This window comes from Pseudomonas sp. NPDC087598 (genome assembly GCF_044743525.1).
Lineage (GTDB): Bacteria > Pseudomonadota > Gammaproteobacteria > Pseudomonadales > Pseudomonadaceae > Aquipseudomonas.
Genome location: NZ_JBIUWQ010000013.1, coordinates 34310 through 53020, shown reverse-complemented (window position 1 = coordinate 53020; position 18711 = coordinate 34310). Strand labels below are relative to the sequence as shown.

Below are 18711 nucleotides of genomic sequence, written 5' to 3'. Positions count from 1 at the left end.
TCTAATCGAGCTGCTCGGCGATGCTCTGCGGCACCGGGATCTGGATTTCCAACAGTTGCTGTGCGAAGGCCTTGCCTTGCGGGTCGATGCGCAGACTGGCGACACCGCCGCCGCCGAGGGCGTTTTCCAGAAGGAAATTCAGGCTGTGGGTACCGGGCAGATACCAGCGTTCGACCCGGCCGTGAATCGGGTCGAGGACGTGGCTCATCCAGTCGACGATCACCGCCGGGGTCAGCGCTTCGGCGATCCATGGCAGGTATTCGGGCTGGCGCGACAGCACGCCGATGTTGCTGTGATTACCTTTGTCTCCGGAGCGCGCCACCGCCAGTTTTACCAACGCCACGCTGGCGTCGGCACGGCCCTGGGGCTTGGGCGGCTGATCGGCGACCGGCAGGTCGTGGCTGTCGAGCGCGGTCAACGAGGGCAGGGGGCATGGATGATGTTCACCGGCCATGTCGATGTGCAACGTGCAGGCACTTTTATCGATCAGGAACGAAAACAGGCGGATCAGCGGGTAGACCGTCGGCCGACCGCCGACGATGCCGGTCAGCCCCGGGGCCATGCCGGTCGCGGCCTGGGCGATTTCCCGGGAGAACAGGACCAGTGCCTTTTTGTCCGGATGGCGGACGGCGAGTTTGATCACCACTTCACGGCTGTCGCGACGCTGGCCGTGGGGGCCGTAAGTCGCTTCGCTGCCGAGCAGTTCGATATGGGTTTCGCTGTAGGGCGCCCAGCCGCGCTGGCTGAACATCTCTGCTGTCTTGTCGATGATCGCCTGGCTCACACGGTGGGCCTTTTCTACCGCGTCGATGCCGGCGATCAGGCAACTGGCAGTGCAGCGAAAGCCGTCCGGATACGTCGCGCTGACCTTGTATTTGTCGCTGGGCGGCAGGCCTTTTGCGCCTTGCACGTGCACCGCGTTCTGGCCTTGTTGGCGGAGTTTGACCTGGCTGAAATCGCAGATCACATCGGGTAGCAGATACGCCTGCGGATCACCGATTTCGTAGAGCAACTGTTCACCAACGGTCAACGGTGTGACCAGTCCGCCGGAGCCTTCGGGCTTGCTGACGATGAAGTGGCTGTCGGCGCTGACTTCAACGATGGGAAAGCCGATGTGCTGGTAATCCGGTACGTCGCGCCAGTCGGTGAAGTTGCCGCCGGTGCATTGCGCGCCGCATTCGATGATGTGCCCGGCCAGCGCGGCCTGGGCGAGTTTGTCGTAGTCGTGCCACGACCAGCCGAATTCGTGCACCAGCGCCGCGCTGACCACCGCACTGTCGACCACTCGACCGGTGATGACGATGTCGGCGCCCAGTCGCAGCGCTTCGACAATGCCCGGCGCACCAAGGTAGGCGTTGGTCGAAACGCACATCGGTGGCAGCGGGGCGCCGCTGAACATTTCGCGGATGCCGGTGAGTTGTTTGAGTTGCGGTTGCAGATCATCGCCCAGCAACACGGCGATTTTCAGCGCTACACCTGCCTTGTCGCATGCCGCTTGCAGCGCGGCGGCACATGCCTGGGGATTGACCCCGCCGGCGTTGCTGATGACGCGGATATTCTGCTCGGCCAGTTGTGGCAGCAATGGGCTGAGCACGTCGATGAAGTCACTGGCGAACCCGGCCTGCGGGTCCATAAGGCGTGCGCCGGCCATGATCGACATGGTGATCTCGGCGAGGTAATCGAATACCAGATAATCCAGGCGTCCGCCGTGCACCAGCTGCGCGGCGGCGGTCGACGTGTCACCCCAGAAAGCACTGGCGCATCCGATGCGGACGGTGGTTGGCATTTTTATCTCCGACTCAGGAACCTGCGACAGAAGTGTCTGGAGGCTACCAAGCAAGCGCTTGGTTTGTAAACAGCTGAAATATCTTCTGCCCAAGCGCTTGCTTGGTCGCCGTCGGCGGCTTAAATTGCGCGCAACCCTGCGGTTTCAGGGGGCAACAGACTGATCGACTGTAGGAGAGAACGGGTGGACGAGCAAAAAGCCCTGAGGGTCATGCGCGAATTGGTCGACGACGGCCAGTTGACCGACCCGGACAGCGCCCGCGGCAAACTGCTGCAAGTGGCGGCTCACCTGTTCCGCAATAAAGGCTATGAGCGCACCACCGTGCGTGATCTGGCCGGTGCGGTGGGCATTCAGTCGGGGAGCATTTTTCATCACTTCAAGAGCAAGGACGAAATCCTCCGTGCCGTGATGGAAGAAACCATCCGTTACAACACTGCGTTGATGCGCGCAGCACTGGCCGATGCCGGCAATGTGCGTGAGCGTGTGCTGGCGCTGATTCGCTGCGAATTGCAGTCGATCATGGGCGGTAGCGGTGAGGCGATGGCGGTGTTGGTCTACGAATGGCGTTCGTTGTCCGAAGAGGGCCAGGCCAAAGTCCTCGCCCTGCGTGACGTCTATGAAGACATCTGGCTACAGGTGCTCGGTGAAGCCAAGGACGCCGGATTTATCCGCGGCGATGTATTTATTACTCGACGTTTCCTCACCGGCGCCCTGTCCTGGACGACCACCTGGTTCCGTGCCGGCGGCAGTTTGAGCCTCGATCAATTGGCCGACGAAGCGTTGATTCTGGTCCTTGAAGAGCGTTGAAGCGCTTTCTATCGAGTCGGGAAACTGGCTAACTGGGCGAAACCGCCTAGCTTGAATGCATTGATCGGTATTTTTTCGGGGAGTGGGTTGTTTTGAAGTCTTCGCCAATTCGGACGGCCGCGGGGTTGTTGCTCGCAGCGCTGGCTGCAATATGGGTATTGCCCGCTCAGGCAGCGCAACTGGTTCGAGTGGGCGCGGCGCATTTTCCGCCCTACACCGTTCGCCCGGAAAACGGTGCCGACACGGGGCTGTTGCCGCAGTTGGTCGAGGCGTTGAACCGCCTGCAAAGCGACTATCAATTTGTGCTGGTGCCGACCTCGATTCCTCGCCGGTTCGGCGATTTCAAACAGGGACGGATCGACATGGCGATCTTCGAGAACCCTGAGTGGGGCTGGAAGGAAATTCCCCACACCGATGTCGATATGGGCCTGGAAGACGCTGAAATTTTCGTCGCGCAACGTGAGGACGGCCGTCAGCAAAATTACTTTGCCGACCTTACCGGCAAGCGTCTGGCGCTGTTCAGCGGTTATCACTACGAATTCGCCAACTTCAATGCCGATCCAAAATTCCTTGCGCAGAACTTCAATGCCACGCTGACCTATTCCCATGACAGCAACCTGTTGATGGTACTGCGCGGGCGCGCTGATATTGCCCTGGTGACCCGTTCGTACCTGAGTGATTATCTGCTGCGCAACGAAAAGGTGCGTGATGAGTTGCTGGTGTCGCAGCGCATTGATCAGATCTATCACCACTACGCCATTTTGCGTCCGACCGCGCCGATCAGCGGTGAAGCGTTCGGCAAGCTGCTGCAAGGTCTGCGCGACAACGGCGAGATGCTGAAGATTTTCGATCCGTACCGGATAGCCGTGGTGCCGATGCCTCACCACTGAGGCACTGATTTGCCGCTGAGGCTAAATTTCCCCGCTCGGCTCACGTCCCATCGTAGAACTGTCGACGATTATCGTGAGCCCGACCCATGTCCAATCTGAATGACCTGACTGCCCTGGCCTTGCCTTCGGGCAGCCAATTGGTAGCCGATGCAACCGAAAGCCGTCTGAGCCTGAGCCTGGACGGGCAACCGCTGATTCGCCTGCGCCTTGATCGCGAGGCCCAAGGGCCGATCCAGATCGATGAGCGATTTGCCCTGCCGCCGGCCCAGGCGCTGTGGGCGGCCTGTTATTGGCTGTTCGCGCGCGATCCCGATTGCCAGCAATTGACTTGGCAACTGGACCAGCCGCCGACCGAAGCCTTGCTCAGCGGTTTGTTGGTGAACACTGAAGTGGCCGGTGAATACCGCTGTGAGCGCGGGTTGTTCTGGCAATTGCCGCAACCGTGGCTCGGCACGTCGCTGACCGGTAGCTATCCGCAGCAAATGGTCATCAGCAGTGGCAAGCGTCATCCGCTGCGACCGGTGAAGCCGCGCGGTGAAGTCTATCGGCGTTTTGATGCGCGACTGGGGGCGTGGATTTCTCTGCGTACGGTCGAAATCGAAGCAGACCTGCCGTGTTTCAATCGCTGGCAGAACAGCCCGCGAGTGGCCAGTTTCTGGCAGGAAGAGGGCAGCCTCGAAAAGCATCGCGAGTACCTGAGCAAACTCGACGCCGACCCGCACACGCTGACCTTGATCGGCTGTTTCGATGATCAGCCGTTTGCCTATTTCGAAGCCTATTGGGCCAAGGAGGATCGCATCGCGCCGTTCTACGACGCGGACAATTACGACCGCGGCATTCACATGTTGGTGGGGGAGGAGGATCACCGCGGTCCGCACAAAGTGGCGAGCTGGTTGTCGGCGCTGGTGCATTACCTGTTTCTGGATGATCCGCGCACGCAACGGGTGGTTGCCGAACCGCGTGCCGACAACGCGAAGATGATCGGCCACATGCACAACCAGTGCTTCCATTGCGAGAAAGAGTTCGACTTCCCGCACAAGCGTGCGGCGTTGATGATTCTGGGGCGCGAGCGGTTTTTTGATCGCTGCAAACTGGCGTGATGATCAAGCCTCAGGATCTCTGTGATCCTGAGGCCGCCTTCGCGAGCAGGCTCGCCCCCACATGCGACTGCATTTCTCCTGAAAGAACGCGGTTAAATGTGGGAGCGAGCCTGCTCGCGAATGGGGGCGCCAAAACTTCTTTGATTAACGACGACCCATAGCCACTGCATCACGACGGCTGCCCGACACCTTGCGGCAGTGCACCAGCGCATCGCGGATCATGAAGTTGACCAGCGTCGGCGAAACCCCCAGTTCCTTGGCGATGTCCTTCTGCGGCACGCCATGCAAACGGTACATCTCGAACGCGTAGCGAGTGCGGCTGGGCAGCTCGGTCAGGGCGTCGGCGATGTTTTCCAGGGTCGAGAAGTTGATGTGCGAGGTTTCTGGCGAAGCACCCTGAATGACCACGTTCAGCCCTTCCTCTTCAGGGCCGGAATACTTCTGCTCCAGCGCCTGCTTGCGGTAGTGATCGATGGCGAGGTTGCGCACGATCTGGAACAGATAACTCAATTGAGCCTTGATCGACGACGTGATCGGTGGCGCCGATTGCAGTCGGAAAAACGCATCCTGCACCACATCTTCGGCGCGCGACCGGCAGCCGGTAATGCGGGCTGCAATCTTGACCAGAATCAGTCGATTGTCGACGAATGCCTGAAGTAGCGGTGAATCGCACCTGCTTGTGGATACTTGTTCCGTCATGGAAATCACCTTGCTGCCAATAGGTTAGTGGGACGCCTGGGGACGGGGCCGTCCTACACATCGAGCGACAAATTATGTTGAATGATAATGATTGTCAATTGAGAAAGAGAAGTAATGCTTCAAATCAGTGCGATGTGATAACTGCGACACGCCGCCACACCCCGGCCCCATTGGCGATCCAGCCTGCCGACTAATTATTTCAAGACGTCATCCGTTCTCATTGGTGAATGGTTCCGGGTGCCGAGCCCCGGCCAGACAGCATTCCCATGCCTTGCGCGGTCGACGCAGACCGCGCCCTGCATGCGCTCCATGCCCCCGGATGGGTGTGACGCAGCAAACCGATTCCACTAGCAAGCCGAATTCAGGCAGGAAACCAAATGACCGACGCGTTCGAACTCCCCAGCACCCTGGTCCAAGCCCTCCAGCGCCGCGCGGCCCTGACGCCGGATCGGCTGGCCCTGCGTTTTCTTGCCGAAAACGAAGAGCAGGCTGTGGTACTCAGCTATCGCGAACTGGATCAGCGGGCGCGGACCATCGCCGCCGCGTTGCAGGCCGAGGCTGAATTCGGTGATCGCGCGGTTTTACTGTTCCCCAGCGGTCCGGACTACGTCGCGGCATTCTTCGGGTGCCTGTACGCGGGCGTGATTGCGGTGCCGGCTTATCCGCCGGAATCGGCACGCCGTCATCATCAGGAGCGTCTGCTGTCGATCATCGCCGACGCCGAGCCGCGCTTGCTGCTGACCAGCGCCGACCTGCGCGAGGCCTTGCAGCAGATCGACGGCGCGCCGCCGCTGTTGTGCGTCGACACCCTCGACAACGCACTGGCCGAACGCTGGGTTGAACCGAGCCTGCCGGCAGACCACATCGCCTTCCTGCAATACACCTCCGGCTCCACTGCGTTGCCCAAAGGCGTGCAGGTCAGCCACGGCAATCTGGTGGCCAACGAACTGCTGATCCGCCACGGCTTCGGTATCGATGTAAACCCGGATGACGTGATCGTCAGCTGGTTGCCGCTGTACCACGACATGGGCTTGATCGGCGGCCTGCTGCAACCGATTTTCAGCGGCGTGCCGTGCATCCTCATGTCGCCGGCGTACTTCCTTGGCCGGCCGTTGCGCTGGCTCGAGGCGATCAGCCAATACGGCGGCACCATCAGTGGCGGGCCGGATTTCGCCTATCGCTTGTGCAGCGAACGGGTCAGCGAGTCAGCCATGGAGCGTCTCGACCTGAGCCGCTGGCGTGTGGCGTATTCCGGCTCCGAGCCGATTCGTCCGGATACCAATCAGCGTTTCGCCGAGAAGTTCGCCGCGTGTGGTTTCAGCGAAGACAGTTTCATGGCGTCTTACGGTTTGGCGGAAGCGACGTTGTTCGTCGCCGGCACACCGCGTGGCAAGGGCATTCCGGCGCTGCGCGTGGACGATCAAGCCCTGGCGCAGAACCGTGCCGAGCCTGGTGACGGCAGCCCGATCATGAGTTGCGGCATCAGCCAGCCAGAGCACGCGGTGCTGATCGTCGAACCCACGAATCTTGCCGAGCTCGCCGACAACGCGGTCGGCGAAGTCTGGGCCGCCGGACCGAGTATCGCCCTCGGCTACTGGCGCAATCCCGAAGCCAGCGCGAAAACCTTCGTCCAGCATGCCGGTCGTACCTGGTTGCGCACCGGTGATCTGGGTTTTATCCGCGAGGGCGAACTGTTCATCACCGGTCGCCTGAAAGACATGCTTATCGTGCGCGGCCACAACCTGTATCCGCAGGACATCGAGAAGACTGTCGAGAACGAAGTGGAAGTGGTGCGCAAAGGCCGGGTCGCCGCGTTCGCGGTCACTCAGAACGGCGAAGAGGGCATCGGTATCGCTGCGGAAATCAGCCGCAGCGTGCAGAAAATCCTTGCGCCCGAGGCGTTGATCAAAGCCATCCGTCAGGCAGTCGCCGAGGCTTATCAGGAAGCGCCGAGCGTCGTGGTGTTGCTGAATCCGGGTGCGTTGCCGAAGACGTCCAGCGGCAAACTGCAACGTTCGGCCTGCCGCAATCGGCTGGTCGACGGCAGCCTCGACAGCTACGCGGTGTTTCCGTCGACCGCAGCCGACACCCAAGAGTCGACCACCAGCACCTCTGAACTCGAAGCGCTGATCGCGGGGATCTGGGCCGAGCAACTCAACGTCAAGCAGGTCAATAGCGACGACCACTTCTTCCTGCTCGGCGGCAACTCGATTGCCGCCACGCAAGTGATTGCCCGGGTACGCGAGCAACTCGGTCTGGAGCTGAGCCTGCGCTTGTTGTTCGAGGCACCGACGCTGTCCGCGTTCGCCGCTGCGGTGGCGCAACAGCAACAGGATGGCGGCAGTGCCCAAGGCGAGATCAACGCGTTGTCGCGCACGGAAGCGCTGCCGCAATCGCTGGCGCAAAACCGCTTGTGGATCACCTGGCAACTCGACCCGCAGAGCAGCGCCTACAATATTCCCGGTGGCCTGCGTCTGCGTGGCGAACTGGATAAAGACGCCTTGCGCGCCAGCTTCCAGCAATTGATCGAACGTCACGAATCCCTGCGCACGCGCTTCGTCGAGCGCGACGGCGTGGCCCTGCAACAGGTCGACGCGGCGGCTGAATTCAACCTGCAATTGATCGATATCAGCGACCTGTCGGCGCCTGAGCGTGAAGCTCGCGCCCAGCAGATTCGCGAGGACGAAGCACGCACCCAGTTCGATCTGGAAAAAGGCCCGTTGCTCTGGGTAACGCTGATTCGCCTCGACGATGAAGATCACCAGTTGCTGGTGACAATGCACCACATCATCGCTGACGGCTGGTCGCTGAACGTATTGATCGACGAGTTTTCGCGTCTCTACGCTGCTGCCTCCCAAGGCCAGCGCGCCGAACTCGCGCCGTTGCCAACCCAGTACGCCGATTACGGTAGCTGGCAGCGCCAATGGCTGGCGCAAGGCGAGGGCGAGCGACAACTGGCGTACTGGAAAGCACAGTTGGGCGAGGAGCATCCGACGCTGGAGCTGGCCACCGATCATCCGCGTGCTGCCCAGCAAAATCACAGCGCCGCGCGCCACAGCGTACGTCTGAGCGTCAGCCTCAGCGAAGCGATCCGCAATACCGCGCAAGCACATCAAGCCACGCCATTCATGTTGTTGCTCTCGGCGTTGCAGAGCCTGTTGCACCGCTACAGCGGTCAGCGCGATATCCGCATCGGCGTACCGAATGCCAACCGTCCGCGCCTGGAAACCCAAGGCCTGATCGGCTTCTTCATCAACACCCAGGTGCTGCGTGCCGACGTCGATGCACGCCTGCCATTTGTCGAGCTGCTTGCGCAGACACGCGAAGCCACACTCGGCGCTCAGGCGAATCAGGACCTGCCGTTCGAACAACTGCTCGAAGCCTTCCCGCAGGCTCGCGAGCAGGGGCTGTTCCAGGTCATGTTCAACCACCAGCAACGTGACCTGAGTGCGCTCAAACGCCTGCCGGGTCTGCTCGCCGAAGAACTGCCGTGGCACAGCCGCGAGGCCAAGTTCGACCTGCAATTGCACAGCGAGGAAGATCGCAACGGTCGGCTGACGCTGTCGTTCGACTACGCCGATGAATTGTTCGAAGCGGCGAGCATCGAACGTCTGGCCGAACACTTCAGCAACCTGCTGCGCGCCGTCTGCGAGCAACCGCAACAGGCGATTGGCGACTTGCAGCTGCTGACCCCGTGCGAGCACGAACAGCAGCAGGCATGGAGCGTCGCGCCGTGCACCCCGGCACAACAATGGCTGCCGGAGCTGCTCAACGAACAAGTCCGCCAGACTCCGCAGCGCACCGCGCTGATGTGGGAGGGTGGCAGTCTCGATTTCGCCGAACTGCACACGCAAGCCAACCGTCTGGCGCATTACCTGCGCGACAAAGGCGTTGGTCCGGACGTGTGCGTGGCCATCGCCGCCGAGCGTTCACCGCAGTTGCTGATCGGTCTGCTGGCGATCATCAAGGCCGGCGGCGCCTACGTGCCGCTCGACCCGGATTACCCGGCTGATCGCCTGGCCTACATGCTCAGCGACAGCGGCGTCGAACTGCTGTTGACCCAAACCGAATTGCTTGATCGTTTGCCGGTTTGCGAGGGCGTCAGCGTCATCGCCATGGATGCCTTGCACCTGGAAAACTGGCCAGGCCAGGCACCGGGCCTGCATCTGCACGGCGATAACCTCGCCTACGTGATTTACACCTCCGGCTCCACCGGCCAACCGAAAGGCGTCGGCAACACTCACGCGGCCCTCGCCGAACGTTTGCAGTGGATGCAGAACAGCTATCGCCTGAACGACAGCGACGTGCTGATGCAGAAAGCGCCGATCAGTTTCGATGTGTCGGTGTGGGAATGCTTCTGGCCGCTGATCACTGGCGCACGCCTGCTGATTGCCGGCCCGGGCGAACACCGTGATCCGCATCGCATTGCCCAACTGGTTCAGCAATATGACGTGACCACGCTGCACTTCGTGCCGCCCTTGCTCTCGCTGTTCATCGACGAACCACTGAGTGCCGAATGCACCAGCCTGCGCCGGGTGTTCTCCGGCGGCGAAGCCTTGCCGGCCGAACTGCGCAACCGCGTGTTGGCGCAACTGCCGGCGGTGCAACTGCACAACCGCTACGGCCCGACCGAAACCGCGATCAACGTTACCCACTGGCACTGCACTACAGCCGATGGCGAGCGTTCGCCGATTGGCCGGCCGCTGGGCAACGTGGTTTGCCGCGTGCTCGACGCCGATCTCAATCCTGTCCCGGCCGGTGTGCCGGGTGAACTGTGCATCAGCGGCATCGGCCTCGCTCGTGGCTACCTCGGTCGCCCGGCGCTGACCGCCGAACGTTTCGTCGTCGATCCACTGGGCGAGCAGGGCGCTCGTCTGTACCGCACGGGAGACCGTGCGCGCTGGACATCCGACGGCGTGATCGAATACCTCGGCCGTCTCGATCAGCAGGTCAAACTGCGTGGCTTCCGCGTTGAACCGGAAGAAATCGAAGCGCGCCTGCTCGCTCAGGATGGCGTCGCTCAAGCCGTGGTGCTGGTGCGCGAAACCGCCGCAGGGGCACAACTGATCGGTTACTTCACCGCGACAGACGCCAGCGAAGATGATGACGCGCAAAGCGCTCGGCTGAAAACCGCATTGGCCGCCGAGCTGCCTGAATACATGGTCCCGGCGCAACTGATGCGCCTCGACGCGATGCCCCTCAGCCCGAGCGGCAAGCTCGACCGTCGCGCCTTGCCCGAGCCGCAATGGCAAGTGCGTGAGCACGTCGAACCGGTTAGCGAACTGGAACAACAGATCGCCGCGATCTGGCGCGAAGTGCTGGGCCTGGCGCAGGTCGGTCTGCGCGACGACTTCTTCGCCCTTGGCGGCCACTCGCTGCTGGCCACGCAAATCATCTCGCGCACCCGTCAGGCCTGCGACGTCGAGCTGCCGCTGCGTGCATTGTTCGAACACAGCGAACTCGGTGATTTCGCCGAACAGATCCGTCTGATTCAGGCCAGCGGCAAAACCAACAAGCAGCCACCGATTGAAAAAGTCGACCGCAGCCAACCGGTGCCGTTGTCCTACTCGCAGCAACGCATGTGGTTCCTCTGGCAGATGGAACCGGACAGCCCGGCGTACAACGTCGGCGGCATGGCGCGCTTGCGTGGCGTCTTGCATGTCGAGCGTTTCGAGGCTGCGCTGCAAGCGCTGATCCTGCGCCACGAAACCCTGCGCACCACGTTCCCGAGCGTCGACGGCGTCGCCCGTCAGCAGGTGCATGCCGAGACCGGTGTGCGCATGGACTGGAAGGATTTCTCGAAACTGCCGGCTGATCTGCGTGAGCACAACGTTCAGCAACTGGCCGACGCCGAAGCGCACTTGCCATTCGATCTGGAAACCGGCCCTCTGCTGCGCGCCTGTCTGGTCAAGACGGCCGAGCAAGAACACTACTTTGTCCTGACCCTGCACCACATCGTCACCGAAGGCTGGGCGATGGACATTTTCGCCCGCGAACTCAGCGCGCTCTATGAAGCCTTTGTCGACGACCGCGATTCGCCGCTGGAACCGTTGCCGGTGCAGTACCTCGACTACAGCGTCTGGCAGCGCCACTGGCTGGAGTCCGGCGAGCGTCAGCGTCAGCTCGATTACTGGACCGCGCAACTCGGTCGTGAACATCCATTGCTGGAGTTGCCGGGCGACCGTCCGCGTCCGCCGGTGCAAAGTCATCAAGGCGAACTGTTCCGTTTCGACCTCAGCGATGATCTCGCTGCCCGCGTCCGTGCGTTCAATGCGCAAAACGGTCTGACCCTGTTCATGACCATGACCGCCGCGCTCGCCACGCTTTTGTACCGTTACAGCGGCCAGACCGATCTGCGCATCGGCGCGCCGGTGGCCAACCGTATCCGCCCGGAAAGCGAAGGGCTGATCGGTGCGTTCCTCAACACCCAGGTGCTGCGTTGCCAGCTCGACGGGATGATGTCGGTTGGCGAATTGTTCGAGCAGGTTCGTCACACGGTCATCGAAGGCCAGTCCCACCAGGACCTGCCGTTCGATCATCTGGTTGAAGCCTTGCAACCACCGCGCAGCGCCGCGTACAACCCGCTGTTCCAGGTGATGTGCAACGTGCAGCGCTGGGAATTCCAGCAGAGCCGCATGCTCGCCGGCATGACCGTCGAATACCTGGCCAACGATGCGCGGGCGACCAAGTTCGACCTCAATCTTGAAGTCACCGACCTCGACCATCGCCTCGGTTGCTGCCTGACGTACAGCACCGATCTGTTCGACGAACCAACCATCGCCCGCATGGCCAGACATTGGCGCAATCTGCTGGAAGCGTTGATCGCCGATCCGCAACAGCGCCTCAGCGAGTTGCCGCTGCTCGATGCGCCAGAACAGCAGCACCTACTCGATAGCCTCGGTGTCGAACCGGGCGAGCATCGTCTCGACCAGTGCATTCATCACCTGTTCGCCGAACAGGCGCTGGCACGCAAAGACGCACCTGCGCTGACCTTCGCCGGGCAGACGCTGAGCTACGCCGAACTTGATGCCCGCGCCAATCGTCTGGCCTGGGCCTTGCGTGAGCGTGGCGTCGGCCCGCAAGTGCGGGTTGGTCTGGCGCTGGAGCGTTCCCTGGAAATGGTCATCGGCCTGCTGGCGATTCTCAAGGCCGGTGGCGCCTATGTGCCGCTGGACCCGGGATACCCGCTGGACCGCTTGCACTACATGATCGAAGACAGCCGCATCGGTCTACTGCTCAGTGATCGCGCAATGTTCAACGCGCTTGGCGATTTGCCGGCAAGCGTGGCGCGCTGGTGCCTGGAGGATGACAGCGCGGCACTCGCCGATTATCCGGCCAGCGAGCTACCGTTTATCAGCCTGCCGCAGCATCAGGCCTACCTGATTTACACCTCGGGTTCGACCGGCAAACCGAAAGGCGTGGTGGTCTCCCACGGTGAAATCGCCATGCATTGCCAAGCCGTGATCGAGCGTTTCGGCATGCGCCCGGACGACTGTGAACTGCACTTCTATTCGATCAACTTCGACGCCGCGACAGAACGTCTGCTGGTACCGCTGCTCAGTGGCGCGCAGGTTGTGCTGCGTGCGCAAGGGCAGTGGGATGCGGAAGAAATCTGCGGATTGATCCGCAACCATCAAATCAACATCCTCGGCTTCACCCCGAGCTACGGCAGCCAGTTGGCGCAGTTCCTTGCGACACAAAACGAAATTCTGCCGGTGCGAATGATCATCACCGGCGGCGAAGCGCTGACCGGCGAACACCTGCAACGGATTCGTGCAGCCTTCAAACCAAGCCTGTTCTTCAACGCCTACGGTCCGACCGAAACCGTGGTCATGCCGCTGGCCGGTCTGGCGCCGGAGGTGTTGGAAGAGGGCGCCGGCAGCGTGCCGATCGGCAGCGTGATCGGCGACCGCGTCGCGTACATTCTCGACGCCGACCTGGCACTGGTGCCGCAAGGTGCGACCGGTGAATTGTTCGTCGGTGGCGCCGGACTGGCGCAGGCCTATCACGACCGTCCGGGCATTACGGCCGAACGGTTTGTCGCTGACCCGTTCGCCATTGATGGCGGGCGCATGTACCGCACTGGTGACTTGGTGCGCCAGCGTGCCGATGGCTTGGTGGAATATCTGGGGCGGATCGACCATCAGGTGAAAATCCGTGGTTTCCGTATCGAGCTGGGCGAAATCGAAACCCGCCTGCTCGATCACGCTTCGATCCGCGAGGCCGTGGTGCTGGCGCTGGATGCGCCGAGCGGCAAACAACTGGTCGGCTATCTGGTGACTGAGGTTGCCGAGCAGAATGAAGCCAAGCAGGCTGAATTGCGCGAAGCGCTGAAGTCGCACCTCAAGAGCCAACTGCCGGATTACATGGTGCCGACGCACCTGATCCTGCTGGCGAGTATGCCGCTGACCGCCAACGGCAAACTTGATCGCCGCGCCTTGCCGGCGCCGGATCCGGAGCTGAACCGTCAGGATTACGTGGCACCGAGCAACGAGCTGGAGCAAACCCTGGCGCAGATCTGGTGCGAAGTGCTCAACGTTGAACAGGTCGGCCTCAACGATAACTTCTTCGAACTGGGTGGCGACTCGATTCTGTCGATTCAGGTGGTCAGCCGGGCGCGGCAGCAGGGCATTCATTTCAGCCCGCGTGATCTGTTCCAGCATCAGACGGTGCAGACCCTGGCGGCGGTCGCGAGCCGTAGCGAACAAGTGACAGCCGAGCAAGGACTGGTCACCGGTGAGTCGCGTCTGACGCCAATCCAGCACTGGTTCTTCGACACTGAAATCCCTGAGCGTCAGCACTGGAACCAGGCGTTGTTGCTGGAGCCGACCGTGGCGCTGGAGCCGCATCGTCTGGAGCAGGCGCTGCTGGCGGTGATCGAACAGCACGACGCCTTGCGCCTGCGTTTCAGCGCGGTCGGCGGGGCATGGCAAGCGACGCATCAACCGGTGTCCGATGCGCCAGTGTTGTGGCAAGTGCGCGTGACTTCGATGGACAAGTGCGAGGCGCTGTTTGCCGATGCCCAGCGTAGCCTCGATCTGGAAACCGGCCCGCTGCTGCGTGCCTTGCTGGTCGATGGGCCAGAAGGTCAGCAACGCCTGTTCATCGCTATCCATCACTTGGTGGTCGATGGTGTGTCGTGGCGCGTCTTGCTCGATGATCTGCAAACCGTGTATCGCCAATTCGACGCCGAACAATCGGTGAAGCTGCCGGCGAAAACCAGTGCCTTCAAGGATTGGGCGGCGCGTTTGCAGGCTTACGCCGGCAGCGAATCCCTGCGTGAAGAACTGAGCTGGTGGCAAGCGCAACTGGCCGGGCCACGCGCTGATCTGCCTTGCGAAAACCCGCAGGGTGGCCAGCAGAACCGTCACGCGCAAACCGTCAGCGTGCGCCTCGATGCCGAGCGCACCCGCCAACTGCTGCAACAGGCGCCGAGCGCTTATCGCACCCAGGTCAACGATCTGCTGCTGACGGCATTGGCCCGCGTGTTGTGCCGCTGGAACGGCCAGTCGTCGGCGCTGATTCAACTGGAAGGTCACGGTCGCGAAACCCTGTTCGACGAGATCGACCTGACCCGCACCGTCGGCTGGTTCACCAGCGCGTATCCACTGCGCCTGACCCCGCACAACATCGAAGAAGCCGCCGGGCAGGGCGCTTCGATCAAGGCGATCAAGGAGCAACTGCGTGCGGTGCCGCACAAAGGTCTGGGCTACGGCGTGCTGCGTTATCTGGCCGATGACCTCAGCCGACAAAGCATGGCGGCGCTGCCGCAGGCGCCGATCACCTTCAACTACCTCGGCCAGTTCGACCAGAGCTTCGGCATCGATGCGCTGTTCCGTCCGCTGGACGAGCCGGTCGGTGCGGCCCACGATCCACAGGCGCCATTGCCCAACGAATTGAGCGTCGACAGTCAGGTCTACGGCGGTGAACTGCTGCTGCGCTGGACCTTCAGCGCCGAGCGTTATGACACGCAGACCATCAACGACCTGGCCAACGCCTACCTCGGCGAATTGCAGAGCCTGATCGCCCATTGCCTGCAAGACACGGCCGGAGGCCTGACGCCGTCGGACTTCCCGCTGGCGAAACTGACCCAGGCGCAACTCGATGCCTTGCCGGTACCCGCCGCGCACATCGAAGACGTCTATCCGCTGACGCCGATGCAGGAAGGCATGTTGCTGCACACCTTGCTCGAACCGGGCACTGGCTTGTACTACATGCAGGATCGTTATCGCATCAACAGCGAACTCGACCCCGAGCGTTTCGCCCAGGCCTGGCAAGCGGTGGTTGCCCGTCATGAAGCACTGCGTGCGTCTTTTTGCTGGAACGTCGGCGAAGACATGCTGCAAGTGATTCACACGCCGGGTCGCACGCCAATCGAGTATCTCGACTGGAGCAACGTTAGCGAAGACGAGCAGGAGCCGAAACTGCAAGCGTTGCTGAAAAGCGAACGTGAGGCCGGTTTCGATCTGCTCAATCAGGCACCGTTCCACCTGCGCCTGATCAAGGTCGGCGCGGCGCGCTACTGGTTCATGATGAGCAACCACCACATCCTCATCGATGCCTGGTGCCGTTCATTGCTGATGAACGATTTCTTTGAGATCTACACCGCGCTCGGCGAAGGTCGCGAGGCACAGTTGAGCGTACCGCCGCGTTACCGCGATTACATCGGCTGGCTGCAACGCCAAAGCCTGGCCGAAGCGCGTCAGTGGTGGCAGCAGAACCTGCAAGGTTTCGAACGCACCACGCCGATCCCGAGCGACCGTCCGTTTTTGCGTGAACACGCCGGTGAAAGCGGCGGCATGGTCGTCGGCGACCGTTACACCCGATTGAATGTCGAAGATGGCGCCCGTCTGCGTGAGCTGGCCCAGGCCCATCAACTGACCATCAACACCTTCGCCCAAGCGGCGTGGGCCTTGGTGCTGCGACGCCTGAGCGGTGATCGCGACGTGCTCTTCGGCGTGACCGTGGCCGGGCGTCCGGTGGAAATGCCCGAGATGCAACGCACTGTCGGCCTGTTCATCAACAGCATCGCGCTGCGGGTGCAGATCCCGGCAGACGATCAGCGCGCCAGTGTGCGTCAGTGGCTGAGCGGTTTGCTCGACAGCAACATGCAGCTGCGCGAGTACGAATACCTGCCGCTGGTGAACATTCAGGAACAGAGCGAATTGCCGAAAGGTCAGCCGCTGTTCGACAGCCTGTTTGTATTCGAAAACGCTCCGGTGGAAGTCTCGGTGCTGGACCGTGCGCAAAGCCTCAACGCCACCTCGGATTCGGGTCGCACGCACACCAACTTCCCGTTGACGGCGGTGTGCTACCCGGGCGATGACCTCGGCTTGCATCTGTCTTACGACCAGCGTTACTTCGACGAATCGACCATCGAGCGCATTCTCGGCGAGTTCAAGCGCCTGTTGCTGGCACTGGTCGACGGCTTCCATGGCGATATGGCCGACCTGCCGTTGCTGGGCACCGAGGAGCAGGACTTCCTGCTGCACGGCTGCAATCAGAGCGCCCATGATTACCCGTTGGAACAGAGCTACGTTGCGCTGTTCGAGACGCAGGTTGCGGCGCATCCGCAACGCATCGCGGCCAGTTGCCTCGATCAGCGATTGAGCTATGCCGAACTCAACCAGAATGCCAACCGTCTCGGCCACGCGCTGGTCGCGGCCGGGGTGCAAATGGATCAACCGGTGGCGTTGCTGGCCGAGCGAAACCTCGATCTGCTGGGCATGATCATCGGCAGCTTCAAGGCCGGTGCCGGTTACTTACCGCTGGATCCGGGCCTGCCGAGCCAGCGTCTGCAACGCATCATCGAGCTGAGTCGCACGCCGGTCCTGGTGTGCAGCGAAGCGTGCCGCGCGCAGGCGCAGGCGTTGCTCGATGAATTCAGCTGTGCCAACCGCCCACGCTTGCTGGTGTGGGAAGAGGTGCAGGCGCAGGCGACATCGACGCAAAACCCGGGCATTCATAGTGGGCCGGACAACCTCGCTTACGTGATTTACACCTCGGGGTCGACCGGCCTGCCGAAAGGCGTGATGGTCGAGCAGCGCGGCATGCTCAATAACCAGTTGAGCAAGGTGCCGTACCTGAACTTGACGGACGCCGATGTGATCGCGCAGACCGCGTCGCAAAGCTTTGATATTTCGGTCTGGCAGTTCCTCGCCGCGCCGCTGTTCGGCGCGCGGGTCGACATCGTGCCGAACACCATCGCCCACGATCCGCAGGGTCTGCTGGTGCATGTGCAGACCCAGGGCATTACGGTGCTGGAAAGCGTGCCGTCGCTGATTCAGGGCATGCTCGCTTCGGATCGCCTGAGCCTCGACGGTCTGCGCTGGATGCTGCCGACCGGTGAAGCGATGCCGCCGGAACTGGCTCACCAATGGCTGCTGCGTTACCCGGACATCGGTCTGGTCAACGCTTACGGCCCGGCGGAATGCTCGGACGACGTAGCGTTTTACCGCGTCGACATGGCCTCGACTCGCGGCAGTTATTTGCCGATCGGTACGCCGACCGACAACAACTTGTTGTACCTGCTCGATGGCGCGCTGGAACTGGTGCCGTTGGGAGCGGTGGGTGAGTTGTGCGTGGCGGGTACCGGTGTCGGTCGCGGTTATGTCAGCGATCCGTTGCGCACTGCGCCGGTGTTTGTGCCGAACCCGTTCGGTGCGCCGGGCGAGCGCCTGTATCGCACCGGTGACCTGGCACGGCGGCGCAGCGATGGTGTGCTGGAATACGTCGGTCGGGTCGACCATCAAGTGAAGATCCGTGGTTACCGGATCGAGCTGGGTGAAATCGAAGCGCGCCTGCACGAACAGCCGGAAATCCGTGATGCGGCGGTCGGTGTCCAGGAGGGCGCCAACGGCAAGCACCTGGTGGGTTATCTGGTCGCCGCTGATTCTGCATTGAATCCAAGTGAACGCCTGGAGCGGATCAAGCAGCGTCTGCGCAGCGAACTGCCGGAATACATGGTGCCGCTGCACTGGCTGTGGCTGGAGCAGCTGCCGCATAACGCCAACGGCAAACTCGATCGCAAGGCCTTGCCAGCGCTGGAAATCGGCCAGTTGCAAAGCCAGGATTACCTGGCGCCGCGCAACGAACTGGAGCAGACCCTGGCGGATATTTGGGCCGAGGTGCTGAAGGTCGAGAAGGTTGGCGTACGTGACAACTTCTTCGAACTGGGCGGGCATTCGCTGCTGGCCACGCAGATTGCCTCGCGGGTGCAGAAAACCCTGCAACGCGATGTGCCGCTGCGGGCAATGTTCGAGTGCAGCACGGTGGAAGAACTGGCCGAGTACATCAATGGCCTGGCGGCCAGTGATATCACCGAGGAGAAGGTGGATCGCTTGAATGATCTGATGGCGGAGCTGGAGGGCCTCTAGTTCTTTCGCGTCCGTAGCGGCCCTTTCGCGAGCAGGCTCGCTCCCACACTGGA

General features: G+C 61.9%; 6 protein-coding genes. 4 read left to right on the top strand and 2 right to left on the bottom strand.

Going from position 1 to position 18711, the window contains the following annotated elements:
* Position 1 precedes the first annotated feature (1 nt).
* Positions 2-1786 carry an acyclic terpene utilization AtuA family protein gene (locus tag ACIOWE_RS09975; RefSeq protein WP_401390435.1) on the bottom strand — a complete coding sequence of 595 codons (1785 nt, stop codon included), beginning with the start codon at positions 1784-1786 and terminating at the stop codon, positions 2-4.
* Between the two features lie 183 nt (positions 1787-1969).
* On the opposite strand from ACIOWE_RS09975, the gene ACIOWE_RS09970 reads away from it, so the two are divergent.
* The 3 genes from ACIOWE_RS09970 to ACIOWE_RS09960 all read left to right on the top strand — a co-directional run bounded on the left by ACIOWE_RS09970 (position 1970) and on the right by ACIOWE_RS09960 (position 4583).
* The gene (locus tag ACIOWE_RS09970) at positions 1970-2593 is read left to right on the top strand and encodes a TetR family transcriptional regulator (protein WP_201237391.1); all 624 of its coding nucleotides are present in this window, start codon (positions 1970-1972) and stop codon (positions 2591-2593) included.
* Positions 2594-2685: 92 nt separating this feature from the next.
* Positions 2686-3483, top strand: a complete 798-nt coding sequence (locus tag ACIOWE_RS09965; protein WP_201237392.1) for an ABC transporter substrate-binding protein — start codon at positions 2686-2688, stop codon at positions 3481-3483.
* Between the two features lie 86 nt (positions 3484-3569).
* The gene (locus ACIOWE_RS09960) at positions 3570-4583 is read left to right on the top strand and encodes a GNAT family N-acetyltransferase (protein WP_401390431.1); all 1014 of its coding nucleotides are present in this window, start codon (positions 3570-3572) and stop codon (positions 4581-4583) included.
* Positions 4584-4727: 144 nt separating this feature from the next.
* Here ACIOWE_RS09960 and ACIOWE_RS09955 read toward each other — a convergent pair whose 3' ends face one another.
* The gene (locus ACIOWE_RS09955) at positions 4728-5282 is read right to left on the bottom strand and encodes an RNA polymerase factor sigma-70 (protein ID WP_401390428.1); all 555 of its coding nucleotides are present in this window, start codon (positions 5280-5282) and stop codon (positions 4728-4730) included.
* Between the two features lie 377 nt (positions 5283-5659).
* Between ACIOWE_RS09955 and ACIOWE_RS09950 the strand changes: the two genes are divergently transcribed.
* Positions 5660-18658: a non-ribosomal peptide synthetase gene (locus tag ACIOWE_RS09950; RefSeq protein WP_401390425.1), complete on the top strand. Its 12999-nt coding sequence runs from the start codon at positions 5660-5662 to the stop codon at positions 18656-18658.
* Positions 18659-18711 lie beyond the last annotated feature (53 nt).